Annotated in this window: 14 protein-coding genes; 9 read left to right on the top strand and 5 right to left on the bottom strand. The window is 62.2% G+C overall.

Translation table 11 applies throughout. The features are described from left to right. Nucleotides 1-133: 133 nt before the first annotated feature. From E5J99_RS07305 to E5J99_RS07295, 3 genes are all read right to left on the bottom strand, one after another. A complete protein-coding gene (locus E5J99_RS07305; protein ID WP_135497067.1) occupies nt 134-1,096 on the bottom strand; it encodes a mechanosensitive ion channel family protein in 963 nt (320 codons plus the stop codon). 152 nt (nt 1,097-1,248) lie between these two features. Continuing rightward, on the bottom strand, nt 1,249-1,740 hold the full coding sequence (locus E5J99_RS07300) for a hypothetical protein (protein WP_135497066.1): 492 nt from the start codon (nt 1,738-1,740) through the stop codon (nt 1,249-1,251). Between the two features lie 319 nt (nt 1,741-2,059). Then, nucleotides 2,060-2,878 (bottom strand): ion transporter, encoded by an 819-nt coding sequence (locus E5J99_RS07295; protein ID WP_135497065.1) that lies wholly within the window; start codon nt 2,876-2,878, stop codon nt 2,060-2,062. 375 nt (nt 2,879-3,253) lie between these two features. Between E5J99_RS07295 and E5J99_RS07290 the strand changes: the two genes are divergently transcribed. The 5 genes from E5J99_RS07290 to katG all read left to right on the top strand — a co-directional run bounded on the left by E5J99_RS07290 (nt 3,254) and on the right by katG (nt 8,482). Continuing rightward, complete coding sequence (locus E5J99_RS07290) at nt 3,254-3,985, top strand: bacteriorhodopsin (protein ID WP_167852032.1); 732 nt, start codon at nt 3,254-3,256, stop codon at nt 3,983-3,985. A 346-nt stretch (nt 3,986-4,331) separates the two neighbouring features. Continuing rightward, entirely contained in the window at nt 4,332-4,628 is a 297-nt protein-coding gene (locus E5J99_RS07285; RefSeq protein ID WP_135497063.1) for a hypothetical protein, read from the top strand. 158 nt (nt 4,629-4,786) lie between these two features. Then, nucleotides 4,787-5,593, top strand: coding sequence for a HipA family kinase (locus tag E5J99_RS07280; RefSeq protein WP_135497062.1), 807 nt, complete (start codon nt 4,787-4,789; stop codon nt 5,591-5,593). Continuing rightward, nucleotides 5,571-5,957, top strand: a complete 387-nt coding sequence (locus E5J99_RS07275; protein ID WP_135497061.1) for a DUF3037 domain-containing protein — start codon at nt 5,571-5,573, stop codon at nt 5,955-5,957. The genes E5J99_RS07280 and E5J99_RS07275 overlap by 23 nt, the downstream gene beginning before the upstream one ends. A 272-nt stretch (nt 5,958-6,229) precedes the next feature. After that, on the top strand, nt 6,230-8,482 hold the full coding sequence (gene katG / locus E5J99_RS07270) for a catalase/peroxidase HPI (RefSeq protein ID WP_135497060.1): 2,253 nt from the start codon (nt 6,230-6,232) through the stop codon (nt 8,480-8,482). 177 nt (nt 8,483-8,659) lie between these two features. Here the strand turns inward: katG and E5J99_RS07265 are convergent, their stop codons facing one another. After that, entirely contained in the window at nt 8,660-10,879 is a 2,220-nt protein-coding gene (locus E5J99_RS07265) for a M3 family metallopeptidase (protein ID WP_167852031.1), read from the bottom strand. Nucleotides 10,880-11,048: 169 nt separating this feature from the next. Between E5J99_RS07265 and E5J99_RS07260 the strand changes: the two genes are divergently transcribed. From E5J99_RS07260 to E5J99_RS07250, 4 genes are all read left to right on the top strand, one after another. Beyond that, a complete protein-coding gene (locus tag E5J99_RS07260; protein WP_135497058.1) occupies nt 11,049-12,365 on the top strand; it encodes a leucine-rich repeat-containing protein kinase family protein in 1,317 nt (438 codons plus the stop codon). A 269-nt stretch (nt 12,366-12,634) separates the two neighbouring features. Continuing rightward, nucleotides 12,635-12,769, top strand: a complete 135-nt coding sequence (locus E5J99_RS22010; RefSeq protein WP_262712974.1) for a hypothetical protein — start codon at nt 12,635-12,637, stop codon at nt 12,767-12,769. A 460-nt stretch (nt 12,770-13,229) separates the two neighbouring features. After that, entirely contained in the window at nt 13,230-15,785 is a 2,556-nt protein-coding gene (locus E5J99_RS07255) for a DUF5916 domain-containing protein (protein ID WP_135497057.1), read from the top strand. 356 nt (nt 15,786-16,141) lie between these two features. Further along, nucleotides 16,142-17,338, top strand: a complete 1,197-nt coding sequence (locus E5J99_RS07250) for an MFS transporter (protein ID WP_135497056.1) — start codon at nt 16,142-16,144, stop codon at nt 17,336-17,338. A 261-nt stretch (nt 17,339-17,599) separates the two neighbouring features. Here the strand turns inward: E5J99_RS07250 and E5J99_RS07245 are convergent, their stop codons facing one another. After that, nucleotides 17,600-20,170: an alpha-amylase family glycosyl hydrolase gene (locus E5J99_RS07245; protein ID WP_135497055.1), complete on the bottom strand. Its 2,571-nt coding sequence runs from the start codon at nt 20,168-20,170 to the stop codon at nt 17,600-17,602. Between the last annotated feature and the right edge of the window lie 124 nt (nt 20,171-20,294).

Here is a 20,294-nt window from a genome sequence, read left to right as displayed (position 1 = left end):
GGCTTGTCAACTGCTGAGACGAACAGGGGTTTCTCGTTACAAGGGGCGAAAAACGACCGTTTCGCGAGACGCCAACCAGCTCAGATTTTCCCGGCTGATATTTTCTGATCCTACTATAGCTACCCCTAATGGGCTAGGCGGTTGGCTCTCCTGGCTGGGACGATGAGGGACGGGCCACCTCCGCCCGGGCCGGGGGCACATCGCCCTGGCCCGCAGGCCAGCCTTCGCGCTGCTGCCGCCGGTTGCCGTCGGTGGCTTCGGTCTGGTCGTGAAACAGAATTTGCCGGGTGGGGAAGGGCAGGTCAATGCCATTCTCACTAAGCTTGTTTTTGATGGCTTCGAGTACCTTGTCCTGGGCGTCGAGCACGTCGGCCTGCCGGGGTGGGTCGACCCACCAGCGCGCCCGGATGTTCACCGAGCTTTCGGCTAGGTCCATTACCAGCGCGTCCGGGGCGGGGTCCTGGAGCACCCCTGCGGTTTCGCGCATGGCTTCGAGCATCAGCTCCCGGGCCCGGGCAATGTCGTCGCCGTAGCCGATGCCCACGTCGTATTGCAGGCGGCGCTTGTCGTAAGCCGTGTTCACAGTCACGGCGTTGGTAAACAACTCCGCGTTGGGAATGATGACGCGGCGGCCGTCGTAGGTTTTGATGGCCGTGGCCCGGGTCTGGATGTCTTCCACGGTGCCCTCAAAGTCCTGGTACTTAATCTGGTCGCCAATCTTAAACGGCTCCGTGAGCAGGAGCAGGATGCCGGCCAGGAAGTTCTGAAAGATGTCCTTGAAGGCAAAGCCGATGGCAATGCCCCCCACGCCCAGCGCGCTGACCAGGCTGGCGGGTGTAAAGCCCGGCAGTATGATGGTGACCGTCACCAGCACGCCCAGGACGAGCATGGCCACGTAAGCCAGGCGGCTCAGGAGCACGGAGAGATTATGATTGTTGTTTTTGCTGCGCGTGACGCGCTGCACCAGCGCGCGGACACCGCGGGCCAGCAGCATAAATCCCACGAACACCACCAGGCCGAAGACGATGTTGGGCAGGGCCAGCATCAGGTCGTGGCCAATCTGGTTGAGCTTCTGCCAAGCAAGGGAAAAATCCATAGCGGGGGATTGAGCATGAACAATAAGTAGCATTCGCCCGGCCAACCCGGTGCAGGAGCCGCCCGGCGGAAGCGCGCTTCCGCAGCGATGCCTTGGTGGCGGGCCTCTTCACCCCGCCGGAACCCTATAGCACACCGCTCAACTACCCTGTTTTACTTCGCCCCGCTCGGGTGCAGGCTATCGTACAGCAGCTGCGCCGCGGCATGTAGTAGAGGCTGGTCGGTGGTGCGCTCCTGGCAGCGCTGCAGGTCGTAGTGACACAGCGTGCCGAAAGCCTTACCCTGCCCGTCGCGGACAAGCGCGCCGCAGTAGGAAATAACCGGCGTTTCGATGCCCAGCGCCTGCGGGTCCACGGCGGCGTCCAAAATCTGCACCGGTGCCTCGTGGCGGCCCACCAGCGAGCAGTACGTGGCGGCCATGGGCGCGTCGGCCCCCTGCCGTACGTCGGGCGTATTCCGGTCAAACAGCACCTCGCTGCGCAGCATGTCCCCATCGAAGCGCCACACTCCGGTGTAGCGGTGGGGCGTGCGGTGGTTCAGGTAGCCCAGGGCTGCGTACACCCCCTGCTGTTGCAGCAGCGCGGCAAACTCGGCTATTTCCGCCTGCATGGTGTTTTCTTCGTTCCGGGTTGTTGCATTCATCATGTAAAGGGGAAAGGCCGGCGGGCCGGCGGTCGGGTGCCCGAGGTGACGGCTAGGCCGCCGGGCCTACGGGGGGTGTTTCGGGTGTTGTCAACCCAGCAACCTGGTCAAGCCTGCAAAGTTAATGTACCGCCGGCTTTGTTACCTGGCCCATCTCCAACCGCTGCTGCGTGGTCTGGTCGTTGAAATCGTTGCGGGCTGGCACCACGGCGCAGCGGGAATGGCCCGCCTCCGCAATGACCCGCGGCACCAGTCGCGCAGCCCCCAGCCCCAGTTATACCCCAGCTACCGGCAAAGGTTGAGCTACGCCCGTTATGAAAATCTACTGGTTAAGTTTAGGTGGGGCGGCGGGGGCGGCGGGCAAGGGCACTTGCCGGAGCTCGGCGCGCAGTTGGCGCACCTCCTCGTGCAGGGCCGCCACGGCGGCGGCCCCAGCCACTTCGGCTTGCGGGTTCTCGGCGTCGCGACCCATGAAGAACGTGGCCAGCGTAGCCGTGAAATAGCCAAATACGGCAAAGCCGTAGAGCGCCAGCAGAAAGCACAAGGCGCGTCCCTCGCCGGTTTTGGGCCAATACTCGCTGCCCAGGCTGGTGAGCAGCATGGCCGTCCACCACAGGGCGTCGGGGTAGGTGCGCAGGCCGTCGTGCACGTCTTTCTCGAAGGCATACATGCCGGCCGCTCCCACCAGCATCACCACGCCCGTCAGGCCCAGCACGTAGCCCACACCGCGCCGGCCGAAGCTGGCGGCCAGCGCCTTCATGCCCCGGTTCAGCGAGCCCACCACTTTCACCAGCCGCAGGCCGCGCACGGCCCTGGCCGCCCGAAACACGCGCGCCAGCCGAAACAGGCGCAGGGCCGGCACCAGCAGCGAAATCAGCGTGATGATGTTCTGCTTAAGAAACGACAGCTTCTGCGGGGCCAGGATGAACTTGACCAGAAAATCCAGGATGAAAATCACCCAGATGATGGTTCCCGCCAGCTCCAGCGCCGGGGTCAGCCCCCAGAGCAACTCGACGCCCAGCAGCAGCAGCCAGCCGAAGCCCAGCACCAGCATGGGCGTTTCCAGCCAGTCGGTGAGCTGCTGCAGCAGCTGGTAGCGCTCGTGCTGAAGTTGCTGCTTTTCGGGGTTCAGAGGGGGCATAGGAGGTGATGCGGCGCGTTGGGGTATCCAGAAGCTTACGCCTCTGCCGCGGTCGGGTTCCGGTCTGCCAGCGCAGGCCGGATTCTGCCGTGGGATGGGAGGCTGCCCGGTTTGCCCGACAGGTAGCGTTCGGAGTGAGGGTTGGAGAGCATCGAAAAGTGTGGGGTAGTGGTGGTCACCACCTCTCAGGGCAGCTTGGAAAGCCGTAATCATCGGGGAAAACAATGACCCAATCAGCAGCTTTACCCCCTGCTGCCTTGGATACTGACCGATTGCCCCACCCTTTTTGATGCTCTCCAACTATAACTCAAAGCCCCGCCCCTCAGTAAGGGTATGGTAACTGTTTGCTTTTTTCACTCAAATACCCCGCTTGAAATGGATACTCAAACCTTACTCCACTGGCTGTACGTGGGCTCGATGATAGGGGGCGCACTGCTGTTCTGGGCCTGGAGCCGCAACCCCAAAGGCGTACCGCAATACGAGTACAGCATCGCCATGATGATTCCCATCTGGTCGGCGCTGGCGTACATGGGCATGGCCTTGGGCCAGGGCAAAACGCAGGTGGCGGGGCAGATTACGCACTATGCCCGCTATATGGACTGGGTGGTGAGCACGCCGCTGCTGCTGCTGGCGCTGGCCTTCACGGCCATGTTCTACGTGCCCAAAGATGACCGCAGCAAAACCCTGCTGTTTGGCTTGGTGGCGGCCGATGTGGTGATGATTGTCTGCGGCCTGTTGGCCGACTTGTCCGAATCGAGTACCGCGCGTTTGGTGTGGTACCTGTGCGGGGTGGGGGCCTTTGTGGCGGTGCTTTCGCTGGTGTGGGGCCCCGTGCGCCGCATTGCCTTCGACAGCGACCCGGAGCTGGGCGGTATCTACACGAAGCTGGCCAGCGTGCTGACCGTGCTCTGGTTCAGCTACCCCACCATCTGGGCACTGGGGCCGTCGGGCCTCGGCCTTCTCAACCAGACTACCGAAACGCTGCTGTTCGTGGTGGTTCCATTCTTTTCCAAAGTGGGCTTTAGCATCCTGGATTTGCAGTACCTGCGCGACCTGGCCCCGCGTAAGCCGGCCTACCACCACACGAAGGCTGCCGCCAGTGCCTGAGGGAGCGGCAAGTTTCGGACGGGTTCCCAAAGTCCATCAGCAGCTTGCCCTGGACCACCATAACCAGCTCGTCTTCTTCGGCGCGGCTGTGCTAAATGAATTCGCCGTTCATCTTGGCAATCTTGATGTGCTGGTCGTTCAGCTCGCCGATGATGCCGGGGAGGCAGAAGTCCTGAAACTGTGTGAATGTATCGGTCAGGGTAATGTTCGTAGGAGCGCATGAAGGCTGGATTCGTCCAGCGGTTCGTCAAAGGTTGTAAAGGGAGTTTTCTGCATTGCGCAGGGTCCATTTATTGCCCTGGGTCACGTGAATTAAGTCAAAACGCTAAAGCAGGACACCATAGACTTGCGGGACAAGAAGGTACTCATAACCAAGGGCAGTGGCAGCATTGGCAAAGCCCTCGTAGCCGAGCCGGGGCAGCGCGGCGTGCGCGCCATTGCCGTCATGGGCCGCCGCCCGGAGCTGCTGGATGCGCTGGCTGCCGAATTTTCCGGCGTCAACTTCCTGGTGCCAGCGACTACGGGATACTGCGTGGCTGGTAGCACAGGTGGTTTGACTGCGGCCCCGTCCATGCTGTATCACACAACGCATTGCGGCGGTTGTGCCAACGCTGCGGTACAAGATTATTTCCAGAGGCATTAAACATTCCGGCTTGGGCGTCTGGCACTGCCCCGCCCCGATACTGTGTCTCCAGAGTAACCCAGTGCCACGCGCCCAAAGGCCCACAACCCGCCGGAAATGCCCGTAAACTGCCGGAATTATCCGTCCTTTGCCCGGCTTGTTTTTCCTTTCCGTGCTCTATGCCCGTTCGTATTCCGCAGCTCCGAACCGTTGATGTGACCCGCTACGTCACGCCGTTGCGCGAGGGCGGCTCCCTGCCCGCTCTGGTGGAGGCCGAGGATGAGTTTCTGTACGTAGTCAAGTTTCGGGGAGCGGGGCAGGGCATCAAGGCCCTCATTGCGGAGCTGATTGTGGGCGAGCTGGCCCGGGCGCTGGGCCTGCGCATGCCGGAGCTCGTCTTTTGCCGCCTCGACGAAGCCTTCGGGCGAAGCGAGGCCGATGAGGAAATTCAAGACTTACTGCGCGCCAGCACCGGCCTGAATCTGGGCCTGCACTACCTGGCCGGGGCCATTACCTTCGACGCGCTGGTGACGACCATCGAGCCCCGGCTGGCCTCCCAAATCGTGTGGCTCGACTGCCTGGCGCTGAACGTGGACCGCACGGCCCGCAATACCAACCTGCTGATGTGGCACAAGGAGCTGTGGCTGATTGACCACGGCGCGGCGCTGTATGTGCACCATGCGGGCCCCGGTTGGGCCGCGCCCCGGCCCCGCGCCTTTGCCCAGGTGAAAGACCACGTGCTGCTGCCCCAGGCCAGCGAGCTGGCTGCCGTCGATGCCGAGAGTCGCGCCCTGCTCACGCCGGAGGTGCTCAGCGGCATCGTGGCGCTGGTGCCCGACGAGTGGCTGCTGGAAGCCGTCGCCGAGCAGCCGGCGGCTACTGCCCAGGAGCAGCGGACTGCCTACGTTGGGTTTTTGCAACACCGCCTTGCCGCCTCAGAAACCTTTGTTCAGGAAGCCGAAGATGCCCGAAAAGCACTTATTTGAGTACGCCGTGCTGCGCGTGGTGCCCCGCGTGGAGCGCGAAGAATTCCTGAACGTCGGCGTCATTCTGTACTGCCGGGCCCAGGGATTTCTGCAAACCCGGTGCGCTCTGCCCGAGGAGCGGCTGCGAGCCTTCGCCAGCGCCGGCCTCGACCTGGAGGAGCTGGCCGGGCGCTTGGGGGCCTTCGAACGAATTTGCCGGGGCCGGCCCGAGGGCGGCACCATTGGCGCATTGTCGTTGGCCGAGCGGTTTCGCTGGCTCACGGCCACGCGCAGCACCGTGGTCCAAACCTCGCCCGTGCACCCCGGCTTGTGCGAGGATGCGGCGGCCACGCTGGCGCGGCTTTACGCACAGCTGGCGCAGTAGGCCAATACACCGCTACGAGCCTTGCCGCCACCAGAATAGCAGGCTACGGCAGTGCCTGTGAGATTCAGAAAAAAAAACCGATTTTCGTGGCCTACGGAATGCTGCTGAAGCCTCCCAACCACCTTGTCAGGACCTTGTAACGGAAGGGTACTGCTGCTGCGGTCAGCTGGCCCCGAGCAGCGGATCAGCTTCAAGACAGCTCCACAGGTAGAAGTGCAAACTTTTCGGTGAAATAAGAATTGTAAAGGCGTGAAGTGAAACCCAAATTCAACATGGACAGCAACCTGCATAACCTTCCCCCCGAAAACTCAATCCTGTACGAGTTGAACGAGCCGGCGGCCCAATGCCCCTTTAGCAGCGGCGCGGTGAAACAAACCGCTGGCGGCGGCCGCACCAACCGCGAATGGTGGCCGAACATGCTAAAGCTGAGTATTCTGCGCCAGCATGACTCCTTTTCCAACCCACTGGGCAAGGACTTCAACTACGCCGAGGAGTTCAAGAAGCTGGACCTGAATGCCGTTAAGCAGGACCTGTTCGAGCTGATGACGAATTCGCAGGACTGGTGGCCGGCCGACTACGGCCATTACGGCCCGTTTTTCATCCGGATGGCCTGGCACAGCGCCGGCACCTACCGCATCGGCGACGGCCGGGGCGGCAGTGGCTCCGGGGCCCAGCGCTTTGCGCCCCTCAACAGCTGGCCCGACAACGCCAACCTGGACAAGGCCCGCCTATTGCTGTGGCCCATCAAACAGAAATACGGTCAGAAAATCTCCTGGGCCGACCTGATGATTCTGGCCGGCAACTGCGCTTTGGAGTCGATGAACTTCAAAACCTTCGGCTTTGGCGGTGGGCGTGAAGACGTGTGGGAGCCGCAGCAAGACATTTACTGGGGGCCCGAAACCGAGTGGCTCGGCGACAAGCGCTACACCGACGACCGCAAGCTGGACAACCCGCTCGGGGCCGTGCAGATGGGCCTCATCTACGTGAACCCGGAAGGACCCAACGGTGAGCCCGACCCGCTACGCTCGGCCCACGACATCCGCGAAACCTTCGGCCGCATGGCCATGAACGACGAAGAAACGGTGGCCCTGATTGCCGGCGGCCACACCTTCGGCAAAACGCACGGTGCTGCCGACCCCGGCGCACACGTAGGTTCGGAGCCCGCCGGTGCTACCATGGAAGAAATGGGCATGGGCTGGCGCAATAGCTTCGGCAAGGGCCATAGCAGCGACACTATCACCAGCGGCCTCGAAGGCGCCTGGACCAGCACGCCCGCCAAGTGGAGCACTGATTACTTCGATTTTCTGTTCGGTTTCGAGTGGGAGCTGACCAAGGGCCCCGGCGGCGCGCACCAGTGGCGGCCCGTCGATGGCGGCGGTGCCGGCACCATTCCGGATGCCCACGACCCGGCCAAGAAGCACGCTCCCTTCATGCTCACCACGGACATCGCCCTGCGCGTAGACCCGGCGTATGAGGTTATTTCGCGCCGCTTCCAGCAGAATCCGGCCGAGTTTGCCGATGCCTTTGCCCGGGCCTGGTTCAAGCTGACGCACCGCGACATGGGCCCGAAAGAGCGGTACCTGGGTCCGGAAGTGCCCACAGAAGAATTGCTCTGGCAAGACCCAATCCCAGCCGTTACCCACGCGTTGGTTGACGACCAGGATGTTACGGCCCTGAAAGAGAAAATCGTGGCTTCCGGCCTGTCGGTGTACCAGTTGGTATCGACTGCCTGGGCTTCTGCCTCCACCTACCGGGGCTCCGACAAACGCGGTGGCACCAACGGTGGACGGCTGCGCCTGGCCCCGCAGCGACACTGGGAAGTAAACAACCCGGCCCAGCTGGCGCAGGTGTTGCAGAAGCTCGACGGTATTCAGCGGGAGTTCAACGGTGCCCAGGCTGGCGGCAAGCAGGTTTCAATGGCTGATCTGATTGTACTCGCAGGTGGGGTAGGCATTGAGCAAGCTGCCCGGCAGGCCGGGCATCAGGTGACGGTTCCGTTCACCGCCGGCCGTGCCGATGCTTCCCAGGCGCAAACCGATGTCGTATCATTCGCGGCCTTGGAGCCGGCTGCCGACGGGTTCCGCAACTACCTAAAGTCGCACCACAAGGCGGCGGCCGAGGAAATGCTGATCGACAAAGCCCAGCTGCTGACGCTGACCGCGCCCGAGCTAACGATATTGTTCGGGGGCCTGCGGGCTATCAACATCAACTTCGACCAATCCAAGCACGGCGTCTTCACCGACCGTCCGGGCGCGTTGACCAACGACTTTTTCGTGAACCTGATCGACATGGGAACCACCTGGAAATCCACGTCGGATGCGCAAAATGCCTTCCACGGCCGTGACCGGAAAACCGGCGAAGTAAAGTGGACCGGCACCCGCGTGGACCTGATTTTTGGCTCCAACTCCGAGCTGCGGGCCCTGGCCGAAGTCTACGGCTGCTCAGATGCTCAAGAGAAGTTCGTAACTGACTTCGTGGCCGTCTGGACCAAGATGATGAATCTTGGCCGGTTCGACCTCGCCTAAGTGTGAAGTAGCCGACAGGCTGTAAACAGGTCTAGAACTGTTGTAACAAAAAAGGTGGCCTTGCGAAAGGCCACCTTTTTTGTGCGGTAGAAGTACCTGGCTAACGCCGAACTCCAGTTCGCTAAGCTCGGATGCAATGCAGCCGATTCTATTGTCAAGCCCAGACTATAGCTCGGCTTAGCTTTTCTTGCCTGCTGGTTTAGCGGCGGGCTGCTTGCTGGCTTTAGGCGTCTTGCTGGTCGTTACGGGGAAGCCCCGCTCACGCATCAGCGCCTCAATTTGAGGGTCGCGGCCCCGGAAAGTGCGGTAGGCATCGGCTGGGTCCACGGTGTTGCCGACCGAGAAAATGCTCTTGGTCAGGCGCTGGCCCACGGCTTTGTCGTAGGGGCCGCCGCCTTCGGTGAAGGCCTGGTAGGCATCGGCCGCCAGCACCACCGACCACAGGTAGCTGTAGTAGCCCGCCGAGTAGCCATCGGAGGAAAAGACGTGCGAAAACTGCGGCGTACGGTGGCGCATCACGATTTCGCGGGGCATGCCCAGCTGCGCCAGCGTTTCGCGCTCAAACTTGTCGGGGTCAATTTTCCGGTCGCCGGCCAGGTGCAGCTTCATGTCGATGAGGGCGCTGCCCAGAAACTCGGTGGTTTCAAAGCCCTGGTTGAACGTTGCCGCTTTTTCGATGCGGTCGACCAGCGCCTGGGGAATGGGCTTGCCGGTCTGGTAGTGCACGGCAAACTTTTGGAGCACCTGGGGCGTGGCAAGCCAGTTTTCGAGCACCTGCGAGGGAAACTCGACGTAGTCGCGCACGACGCTGGTGCCCGATAGGCTTGGGTAAGTCACGTTGGACGAGAGGCCGTGCAGGGCGTGGCCAAACTCGTGAAACAGCGTTGTGGCATCGGTCCAGGAAATAAGCGTGGGCTCCCCGTCCTTGCCCTTCACGAAGTTGGAGTTGTTCGATACGATGGTCGTCACAGCATTGCCGTCCATGCGCTCCTGGTTGCGGTAGGCGTTCATCCAGGCCCCCGAGCGTTTGCCGGGCCGGGCGTAGGGGTCGAAATACCACAGGCCCACCGGCTTGCCGGAGGTCTTATCTTTCACCTCCCACACTTTCACGTCGGGGTGGTACACGGGCACGTTGCTGACGGGGCTGAAGGTGAAGCCGAACAGCTCGCCGGCCACCCAGAACATGCCTTCCCGCATTTTATCGAGCTGCAGATACTGCTTTACTTCATTCTGGTCGAGGTCGTAGCGCTCCTTACGCACTTTCTCGGCGTAGTAGCGGTAGTCCCAGGGCTCGATCTGGAACGTAGCGCCTTCTTTTTTGGCCAGGGCCTGCATGTCGGCTACTTCCTGCTTCACGCGGGCTACGGCCGGCGTCCAGACTTGCTCCATCAGGGCCATGGCCTTCTCGGGCGTTTTGGCCATCGTGTTGTCGAGCCGCCAGTGGGCGTGGGTTTTGTAGCCCAACAGCTTGGCCCGCTCGGCGCGCAGCTGCAGAATTTCGGTAATCAGGGCGTTGTTGTCGTGGGCCCCGCCGTTGTCGCCCCGGTTCACGAACATGCGCCAGGCTTTTTCGCGCAGCTTGCGCTGGTCGGAGTAGGTCAGGAAGGGGTCGATGGACGAGCGGGTGTTGGTGATGACGCCGGCGGCGGCAACCTTGCGGGCGGCGGCGGCATTGGCCGCGTCGTCGCGCAGGGAAGCCGATAAGCCGCCCAGGTCGGCGGGCGCTTTGAGCACCAGCACCGAGTCGGTTTCATCGGCCAGCACGTTCTGGCTAAAGCGCGTGAAAAGGCCGGCCAACTGCTGGTTGATGGCCGACAGGCGCGTCTTGGCCGTGGCATCGAGCTTGGCGCCGGCCCGCACGAAGTTGTTGTAGTACACCCACGTCAGGCGCTGCTGCTCGGGAGTAAGCTTTTTCTTGTCGGGCGAATTGTAGAGCGTTTCCACGCGCCGGAATAAGGGCTCGTTCTGGCTGATCTGGTCGGTAAACGCGGCCATGCGCGGGGCCATCTTGCGCTGAATGGCCTGCACTTCGGGCGTGCTCAGCGTGCCCGACCAGATGCCGTACACGGTCTGAATCTCATCGAGCCGTTGCCCGGCCCGCTCCAGCGCGGCAATGGTGTTGTCGAACGTAGGTGCCTGGGCGTTGGTGGCAATGGCCTGAATTTCGGCCAGATTCTGGGCCATACCGGCTTCCAGAGCCGGCTCAAACTGACTTACCGTCACTTTATCGAAGGGCGGAATGCCGCCGTACGGGCCGGCCCAGGGAGCCAGCAGCGGATTGGCAGCGGCGGTCGTCTGGGCCAGGCTGGTGGTAGGCGCTACGCTGGCCGCCAGGCTAAATGCGAGTAGGGAATTGGCCAGCAGCAGCCGGCCGGGAGAGGCAAATAGGTTGGACATGAGTGGGAGGCCCATCGGGAGTGAGTGAAAGGTTGAAGATACACAAGGAAATGTGGCTCGGGTTGCGTGGCTCGCTTGTGTAGGTGAGCTGGCTCAGCCAACCGGCCCTGTCAGCCCTAAACTGCCCGAGCCTCATGGTCGTCAGGTCTTCCTTCGCGACCTTTGCGCCATGCATACCCTAGAACAGCTGCGCGCCGGGAAGCTGGCCGGCTCCTCCCGTCTCGACTTAGCCTGCGGCCTGACCGAATTCCCGACTGAAATATTCGATCTGGCCGACACGCTGGAAATCCTGAATCTGTCGGGCAATAGCCTCTCGGCCCTGCCCGCCGACCTGAGTCGCCTGCACAAGCTGCGCATCCTGTTCTGCTCCGACAATCAGTTTACCGAGCTGCCCACCGCGCTGGGCCAGTGCCAGCAGCTACGCATGGTGGGCTTCAAGGCCAATCAAATTCAGACGCTGCCCGGCGCGGCTCTGCCACCGGCCCTGCGCTGGCTTATTCTGACCGATAACCAGCTGCGAGAGCTGCCGGAGGAAATAGGGCGCTGCACCCAGCTGCAAAAGCTGCTGCTGGCCGGCAACCAGCTGCAACGCCTGCCCGAAACGATGCAGGCCTGCACCCGGCTGGAGCTGCTGCGCCTGGCCGCCAACCGCTTCACGGCGCTGCCCGAGTGGCTGCTGGCGCTGCCGCGCCTCACGTGGCTGGCCTACGCCGGCAATCCGTTTTGCGCCGCCACCGAAGCCTTGGCCGAAGCACAGCATCCTATTGGCACCATCGAGTGGCAGGCGCTGCGCATTGGCCGGCAATTGGGCGAGGGTGCTTCGGGCATCATCTCGCAGGCCAGCTGGCAGCCGGCCGAGGCCGCCGCCGCGCGCGAAGTAGCCGTGAAGGTGTTTAAAGGCGCAGTGACCAGCGACGGATTGCCGCACAGCGAAATGGTGGCCTGCATCAGTGCCGGAGCGCATCCCAATCTGACAACGGTGGAGGGCAAAATCGGGCGGCACCCAGCCGGGGCCGAAGGGCTGGTGCTGGCCCTGATTGACCCGGCGTTTGGCAACCTGGCCGGGCCGCCGAGCTTTGCCACCTGCACCCGCGACGTGTATGCGGCCGGCACGAGCTTCGGCCCGGCCGTGGTGCTGCGCATCGTGCGGGGCATTGCGGCGGCGGCGGCGCACCTGCACCAGCGCGGCATTCTGCACGGCGACTTATACGCCCATAATATCCTGGTTACCGCCGCCGGCGACTGTTTGCTGAGCGACTTTGGCGCAGCCAGCTTTTTTGACCCGGAAGCTCCCGCTACGGCCGCCGCGCTACAGCGCCTGGAAGTGCGGGCCTTTGGCTGCTTGCTGGAGGAACTGTTGGAGCATTGCGCCACCGCGCCCGCCGCTTTTGCCTCCCTGCACGAGCTGCAGCAGCAGTGCGTGCAGCCCGTAGCGGCGGCGCGGCCGCTGTTCGCCGATATTGAGCAGGTGCTGTTGCAGCTGTAGGTAAAGCAATAGGGGATTTTTGGGGATTACGGCAGTAACAATAGCCGTGGGCGTCTGTATAATAATGAAGCTGTTTAGGAAGTCGCTGAAATCAAATTGAACGTCATGCTCATCTGGCGTCCGCTAGTCGAAGCATCTCGCGTGCACTGGTAATCTGAGTGCTACTGCACGCGAGATGCTTCGACTACGCGGACGCCAGATGAGCATGACGTTCGATAGACTTCCTAAATAGCTGCACTGCTATATACAACGCCTGACGACTGGATAGTATGAAGCTGCCCGGACTAAATCTGCGACCCAAAAGAGACGACGACTCCGACGATGCCTACAGCAAGTGGAGCTGGTACAGCATGGCTATTCTGTCGGTGCTCTGGATGCTCTACAACCTGCTGGACGGTAAGTAGCCTGTCGGTGGTTGAGCCCCGAAAAGGCCTGGCTGCTGCGGTAGCCAGGCCTTTTCGTGTTTTTGCGCAAGCGGGTTTAGAGCGTGTGTGGGGATTTTGCTTTTCGTGTCCTGCTTCGACAAGCGGATGCCAGATGAGGCAGGACGGAATCGGCTTTTTAGAAAATCTCAGCCATGAAGCAGCGTTTGCCTCACCAGTACCGAAAGCCAAATAAAATATAGGGCCGGCTGTAACCTTCGGGAAGTAGAGCAGTGTCTACTGCTGCCTGCTAGTGCCGACGGCTCTTCGGGGCTTCGTTAGCCAATCTGCCGCTTCGGCTTGCCACTTCCTTCCCGGTTTTCCGGACCTGTTTTTCGCGCGCATTTGGCGCTGCCGGGCACCGCTTTGCCCCTTGGTTCGGAGCACGGCCGGTCTTTGCTCAATTCTATACCTCTGTCTTACCCGCCAAACCCTCTCTGCTATGCGCTGCACTCGTACGCTTCTTTCCTGGGCTCTGTTTCTGGTGCTGAGCTGGCATAGCCGCTGGGCCGTGGCCCAACTGCCAACCGCCGCCCCCGCCCAGGCATCTCCCAAGCGCCAGCTGCAGGCCTTGCGCACCACGGCGGCCCTGAAGCTCGATGGCGTACTCGACGAGGAAGCCTGGCAGCAGGCCGCGGTTGCTACCGACTTCGTGCAGCAGCGCCCCAACCCCGGCGTGCCCGAGCGGCACAAAACCGAAGTGCGGGTGCTCTACGACGATGCTAACCTCTACATCGGGGCCGTGATGCACGATTCCTCACCGGACTCCATTCTGCGCGAGATAACGCAGCGCGACCAGTTCGGCAATACCGACCTGTTTTCCGTGTTCCTGGATACCTACCACGACCAGCTGAACGGCTACAATTTCACCGTCACGACTTCGGGGGTGCAGCTGGATGCCCGCTACTCGCCGGCCGGCGGCGAAGACTTCAACTGGAACGCCGTCTGGGATGCCCGCACCACCCGGCGCGGCACCGACTGGGTGGCCGAGCTGCGCATTCCCTACTCGGCTATTCGCTTCAGCAAGGCGTCGGAGCAGCTGTGGGGGCTCAATTTTGCCCGCCAGCGCAAGCGCGACAACGCGCAGTTTTTCTGGAATGAAGTGAGGCCCACCGTCGATGGTTTCGTGAACCAGTGGGGCGAGCTGCGTGGCCTGCGCGATGTGCAGCCCCCGCTGCGCCTCTCGCTCTCGCCCTACGTGTCGGGCTACGTGAACCACAACCCGCTGAGCGGCGAGGGCAGCCGGCGCACCACGACGAGCTTCAACGGCGGCGCTGATGTGAAGTGGGGTATCAACGAGAGCTTCACGCTCGATGCCACGCTGGTGCCCGATTTCGGGCAGGTGCAGAGCGATAATCAGGTGTTGAATCTGTCGCCGTTTGAGGTGCAGTTCAACGAAAACCGGCCCTTTTTCACCGAAGGCACCGAGCTGTTTACCAAAGGCAATCTGTTTTACTCGCGCCGCGTGGGGGCCGCGCCCATCGGCTTCCGGCATGTGCTGGTGGGCAGCACCGAAAAGCTGGTGCGCAACCCCGCCGAAACGCAGCTGCTGAACGCCACCAAAATATCGGGCCGCACCAGCAAGGGCTTGGGTATCGGCGTGTTCAATGCCGTGTCGAACGACATGTATGCCACCATCCGCAACCTGGAAACGGGCCAGGAGCGGGACGCCCTGACCCAGCCCCTGAGCAACTACAGCATTGCCGTGCTCGACCAGTCGCTGAAAAATAACTCCTACGTCTCGCTCATCAACACCAACGTGACCCGCGCCGGCCGCACCTACGACGCCAACGTGGCGGGCGGCCTGTTTCGCTTCGCCAACAAGCAAAACTCCTACGCCCTGGATGGGCGTATGGTGTATTCGCGGCGGCGCGGCAACGTGTTCGGCTCGGCGGCCGAAATCGACGACCAGGATGGCTACAAGTACACTATCGGTCTGGGTAAAATCAGTGGCGGCTTCACCTGGAACCTCAACCACGGCATCGAGTCGGGCACTTATAACCCCAACGACATGGGCATCCTGTTTGGCAACAACAGCATCAGCCAGTCGTTCGACGCGGCCTACCGCAAGTACCAGCCGTTTTGGAAGGTCAACAACATGGCTTTTTTCGGACAAGTCAGCCACTCGCTGCTCTACCAGCCCACGCGCTACCAGAGCCTGAGCCTCTACAACGGCTTCAACACGACCTTCACGAAAAGCTTTCTGCAAGTGGGCTACGATTTGAGTTTCAGCGCCGCAACCCACGACTTCTTTGAGCCGCGCAGCCGGGAGCGGGGCATCCCGTTGGGCACGTATTTCGTGCGAGTGCCTGCCAATACCGGTCTGGTTGTGTTTTTTAACTCCGATACCCGCAAACGGTTTGCCCTGGGTATGAACGCGGGCCTGCAGCGCTTTGGCCAGGAGCCGCGCCTGCCCCGGCCCCGCCGCGCCAGCTATACCCTGGGCGCGTATCCGCGCTACCGCGTCAACGACCACCTCACGTTTCGCTACAGCCTCGACTGGGGCCTGAGCCGGAACCAAATCGGCTACTTGAACGGCGGCCTCGACCCCGAGGAGCCGCTCGACCAGCCCTTTGCAGGCCAGGCGCTGCTGGGCCGCCGCGACGTAGCCACTGTATCCAGCGTGCTGTCGGCGGCCTACACGTTCACCAACCGCATGTCGCTGACGCTGCGTACGCGCCACTATACCAGCAACGTGCGCTACCACGACTTTGCCACCCTGGCCCCCGGCGGCACCGAGCAGCTCGCCGACTACCAGCGCACCCGCGACAATACCTACAACGCCTTCAACGTGGACGCGGTGTACGCGTGGTGGTTCGCGCCCGGCTCCCAGATCAGCGTCGTTTGGAAAAATGCCAACAGCCCCGGCAGCCAGTCCCCGGACTTTACGCCGCTCTACTTCCGCAACCTGAACAACACCCTCACCACGCCCCACGCCAACTCCGTGTCGGTAAAAGTGCTCTACTACCTGGATTATCTGGCCCTCCGCCGACGGTAGCAGTGGGCTTCGGGGTGCGGTATTCATTCTATGTCATGCTGAGCGCAGTCGAAGCATCTCTACCGCAATGGTATCTACTTCCTAGCGGAGTGGAGATGCTTCGACCTTGCTTAGCATGACGGACTTTTACCAACATCATCCTCCTCGAGAGGCCTGTACCACGCAGACGCCAGCTTGAACAGAGCTGACTTTGCTGCAACATCCCCAACACCCTCCAAACCTGCTGAACTCTCTACAGAAAAGTGGGAACCCCGCTGCGCCAGCGCGGGCCGGTGGGCGAGGGGTTTTGCGTAAGTTTGGACTCCTATTCCGAACCGGAAAAGCCGTTGCTTTTCTTCCATTCTGCGCTTGTCTTCTTGGAACAATCCGTCGTCTACCGACCCCGCCGCTGGGTGCTGCCTACGGTAGTGCTGGCCCAGTTTGCCGGTACTTCCCTGTGGTTTGCCGGCAACATCGTATTGCCCGATCTGCTGCGCGCTACGCACCTGACGGGCAGCTCACTCGGCACTATGGTTTCGGCCGTGCAGCTGGGCTTCATCGTCGGCACGCTCTGTTTCGCCCTGCTGCTGCTCGCCGACCGGGTGTCGCCTTCGCGCCTGTTCTTGCTGAGCGCCGTGGCCGGCAGTCTTGCCAACCTGGCGCTGCTGGTGCCGGCCCAAACGCCGGTTTCGCTGCTGGCGCTACGCTTCGGAACAGGGTTGTGCCTGGCGGGTATTTATCCGGTAGGAATGAAAATAGCGGCCGACTATTTCGTCGGTGGTCTGGGCAAAGCGTTGGGCTATCTGGTGGGGGCGCTGGTGCTGGGCACGGCGCTGCCGCACCTGTTGCGCTGGCTCACCGCTGGCTTTGCCTGGCAAGCGGTGGTGCTGGCCACGTCCGGGCTGGCCTGCGGGGGCGGGCTACTGCTGTGGCTTTTGGTGCCCGACGGGCCGTTTCGGCGGCCGGGTAGCCGGCTGCAGTTCAGCGCCGTGCGCGCCGTGTGGCGGCATAGGCCGTTCCGGCAAGCGGCGTGCGGCTACTTTGGCCACATGTGGGAGCTCTACACGTTTTGGGCATTCGTGCCGCTGCTGCTGGCTACCTACAGCCGCCTGCACCCGGGCGGCAGTGTGCCGGCCGCTGGTTTGGCCTTCCTGCTGATTGCGGCCGGGGCTCCGGCCTGCGTGGCCAGCGGCTACGTGGCCCAGCGCCTTGGCACGCTGCGCACGGCCCGCCTCGCGCTCTGGGTATCGGGAAGCTGCTGCCTGCTAAGTCCGCTGCTACTGCTGTATTTGCCGCTGCCCTGGTTTGCCGTCCTCATGGTAGTGTGGGGCATGGCCGTGGTAGCCGATTCGCCGCAGTTTTCTACGTTGGTGGCCCAGCATGCACCTGCCGCCCTCAAAGGCACCGCCCTCACACTGGTCACCTGCCTGGGCTTCGCGCTGACGATCGTCAGCTTGCAATGCTTCACGGCTCTGCAGGCCTATTGCGAAGCCCGCTACCTATTCCTGCTCCTGGCACCTGGTCCCTTTCTGGGGTTGTGGGCCACGCGCAACGCGGGCCGCGTCTCAGGCTAAAAGGCAGCCTAAATACCGCTACACAGAAACGGCTCACCACTCGAAAAGTGGTGAGCCGTTTCTGTGTAGCGCAACCTAAGGATGTGCCTGGCATAAGTTGCGCAGTACTGCTACTCGTTAGAGCGGTTTCGGATTCAGTGTACGAGGTGGCAGTAGCGCGAACTGTGTAGTTCGCGTCGCCGCGCCGGTAGAACGACTGCGAACGGCGCGGGGACGCGAACTACACAGTTCGCGCTACTATCCATTGACCCCGAAACCACTCTAGTGAGTCACAATGAGGCGCTGCATCGAAACAGCGTCTCCGGCCTGAATCTTCAGAAAGTACGTGCCATTGGCCCACGCGCGGGTATCGAGCGTGTGGCTGCGACCCACAAATTTGGCTGTCGTCAGCAGGCGGCCCTGCAGGTCGTAGGTGGTGATGGTTGTCGTGACAGAAGCCGGGGCAACGGGCAGCTCTACGCGCACCTGGTCGGCTGTCGGGTTGGGGTAGAGCTGCGGGCTGAAAGCAGATTTGGCCAGGCTGGTAGCAGTAATCTGGGAAGGAGTAAGCTGCAGAACCCAGGTTTGGTTGGCGGCCAAGGTCGGCAGCGAAACCGCCCAGCTGCTGAAGCCGCCCTGGGCATCGAGCGTAACTGTGCCGGCCGCCAGCCCGCCATATAGCTCCGTAACCTGGTAAGTGCCCGCCGGCAACGACGACACGGCCATCGATAGGGCGGCGTTGCTCACGGCGCTGTTGCCGAAGTTGGATACCACCACCACGGCTTCCTGCTGGAACACGCGGGCGTAGCTGAGCAGCGCAGATGCCGTAGCCGTTACGGGCAGCAGGTAGCCTTTGCGGAGCGCGGCGCGTGAGGTGCGCAGCCCGATGAGCTTCTTATAGTGCGCGAGCAGCGAGTTCGGGTCGGCCTGCATGGTGGCTACGTTGAACTGCGCGTAGTTGGCATTCACGCCCCGCCACGGCGAGCCGGTGCTGAAGCCGGCATTTGCGCCGGCCGTCCACTGCATGGGCTTGCGTTTGTCCTCATCGACGCCCGTGCCCAGCATGCCTACTTCTTCGCCGTAATACAGGAAGGGTACACCCGGCAGCGTCAGGTAGAGCGCGGCGGCTTGCTTCATCCGGGCCATGTTGCCACCCAACGTGCCCAGTACCCGGTTTTGGTCGTGGTTGGTCAGGAAGGTGGCGTACTGCAGCTTGGGGTAAGTGCTTTCCACCAGCGCAAGCTGGTTGCGCAGGCCCGTCGGGTTGCCCGAGCTGAGGCCGCTGAGAATGGCCGAGGCCAGGTCGAACTCAAAGCAGGCGTCCAAGCGCTTGTTAACCACATAAGGCACCACGGCCGCCGTGTTGGACCAGGCCTCGCCCACCACGAAGGCTTCGGGGTTGGTTCGCTTCACGGAGTCGCTGAACTCCTCCAGAATGCTCAGCGTTTCGGGCGTGTTTTCCAGGCTCTGATTTTTCTCCACCAAGTATTTCACGGCATCGAGGCGGTAGCCATCCACGCCCTTTTTCAGCCAGAAGCGGGTAGCATCCCACATAGCGGCTTTCAGCTGCGGGTTCTGCCAGTTCAGGTCGGGCATCCCATCGTAGAAGATGCCATAATAGTACTGGCCGTTGCGCTGATGCCATACCGTTTGGCCCCACGGCCCTGAATATGCCGGGTTGGTGGCCGACCAGCGGTACCAGTCGCGGTAGGAGCTAGTGGGGCTGCTGGCTGATTGCTGAAACCACGGGTGCTGGCTCGATGAGTGGTTGAGCACCAGATCAATAATGACTTTGATGCCCCGCGCGTGGGCGGCGGCCAGGAAAGTTTCAAACCCGGCCATCGTGCCGTAGTCCGATTCCGTGGCCTTGTAGTTGGTCACGTCGTAGCCGTGGTAGCTCGGCGACTCCATCATGGGCATCAGCCACAGGGCCGTAACGCCCAGATCGGTAGTGGTGGTGGCGTTGCCGTCGTTGAGGTAGTCGAGCTTGGCGGTTAGGCCCGCGAAGTCGCCTTTGCCGTCGCCGTTGCTGTCGTAGAAGCTGCGAACGAAGACTTCATAAAATACCGCGTCGTTCCACCAGTGGGTGCTGTAGTCGGTGGGGGAGGCGCCGCAGGTTTGGCAGGAGCTGAAGCACAGCGGCGGCACGAGGTTGACGGCAGCCGTGGCATCCAGAATGCGGCTCAACGCCCCGTTGGCATCGGCAGTGGCGCAGGTGGCGGGCACTTGCTCGGCTTCCGCCAGCGTGTTGCCATTCACGTACCGATACTGAAACCGGCCCGCCGCCGGCAACGACACCTGCCCTTCGTAGATACCGTCGCCGTTGGTGTCGGCGAGAGGTATGGCGGTGGGGTCCCAGTTGGTGGCGTAGCCCGCCAGCGTCTGGAAGTTGCCTATCACATGCACCCCCGACCGTGATACGCTCTGCCCGCGCATGTTCACGGCAAAGTGAACCTGCGTCAGGCAGCCATTAAAGGGAGTAGCGGGCAGGCGCAGGGCGGCCGCGCCCACTGTTACCTGGCGGTTGATATTTCCGCCGCCGTCGTTGACGCCGCAGTCCAGGGTCGGGGCTTCGGCTCCGTTCCAGCCATTGCCGTTCACGAATTTGTAGAGGTAGGTGCCCGCCGGCACCGCCACCGTGACTTCGAAGATCTTGTCGCCGTCGGGGTCGGTGAGTAGTGTGGTAGCCGGGTTCCAGTTCCCGGCATAGCCAGCGGCAGCCTGAAAGTTGCCCGCTACGTGCATGCCGCTGGCCGCTACTGTCTGCTGCCGCATATCGACCCGGAAGGTGAGCTGGGTGGCTTGCCCGATGAAGCTAAGTAGCAGAAAAGTAAGGAGTAGCAGGTGTTTCATGGTAGCGCTCGTGGGGGAGAGAGTAGCGGTATTTTGCTGCGTCAAAGGTACCGCAATCGGAGCATACCAGTGGTAGTGCCGCGCTTGGTCGCCCAGCTATTCGTGCCGACTGCCGTATACTGCG

The organism is Hymenobacter elongatus, from assembly GCF_004745955.1.
Classification (GTDB): Bacteria; Bacteroidota; Bacteroidia; order Cytophagales; family Hymenobacteraceae; genus Hymenobacter; species Hymenobacter elongatus.
This window is presented reverse-complemented; position numbering and strand designations above follow the sequence as displayed.

Coding starts and splice junctions, on each gene's coding strand:
- E5J99_RS07300 (WP_135497066.1), bottom strand. CDS start 1,740: ATGATGAATGCAACAACCCGGAACGAAGAAAACACCATGCAGGCGGAA.
- E5J99_RS07295 (WP_135497065.1), bottom strand. CDS start 2,878: ATGCCCCCTCTGAACCCCGAAAAGCAGCAACTTCAGCACGAGCGCTAC.
- E5J99_RS07290 (WP_167852032.1), top strand. CDS start 3,254: ATGGATACTCAAACCTTACTCCACTGGCTGTACGTGGGCTCGATGATA.
- E5J99_RS07265 (WP_167852031.1), bottom strand. CDS start 10,879: ATGTCCAACCTATTTGCCTCTCCCGGCCGGCTGCTGCTGGCCAATTCC.
- E5J99_RS22010 (WP_262712974.1), top strand. CDS start 12,635: ATGAAGCTGCCCGGACTAAATCTGCGACCCAAAAGAGACGACGACTCC.
- E5J99_RS07255 (WP_135497057.1), top strand. CDS start 13,230: ATGCGCTGCACTCGTACGCTTCTTTCCTGGGCTCTGTTTCTGGTGCTG.
- E5J99_RS07260 (WP_135497058.1), top strand. CDS start 11,049: ATGCATACCCTAGAACAGCTGCGCGCCGGGAAGCTGGCCGGCTCCTCC.
- E5J99_RS07275 (WP_135497061.1), top strand. CDS start 5,571: ATGCCCGAAAAGCACTTATTTGAGTACGCCGTGCTGCGCGTGGTGCCC.
- E5J99_RS07280 (WP_135497062.1), top strand. CDS start 4,787: ATGCCCGTTCGTATTCCGCAGCTCCGAACCGTTGATGTGACCCGCTAC.
- katG (WP_135497060.1), top strand. CDS start 6,230: ATGGACAGCAACCTGCATAACCTTCCCCCCGAAAACTCAATCCTGTAC.
- E5J99_RS07305 (WP_135497067.1), bottom strand. CDS start 1,096: ATGGATTTTTCCCTTGCTTGGCAGAAGCTCAACCAGATTGGCCACGAC.
- E5J99_RS07245 (WP_135497055.1), bottom strand. CDS start 20,170: ATGAAACACCTGCTACTCCTTACTTTTCTGCTACTTAGCTTCATCGGG.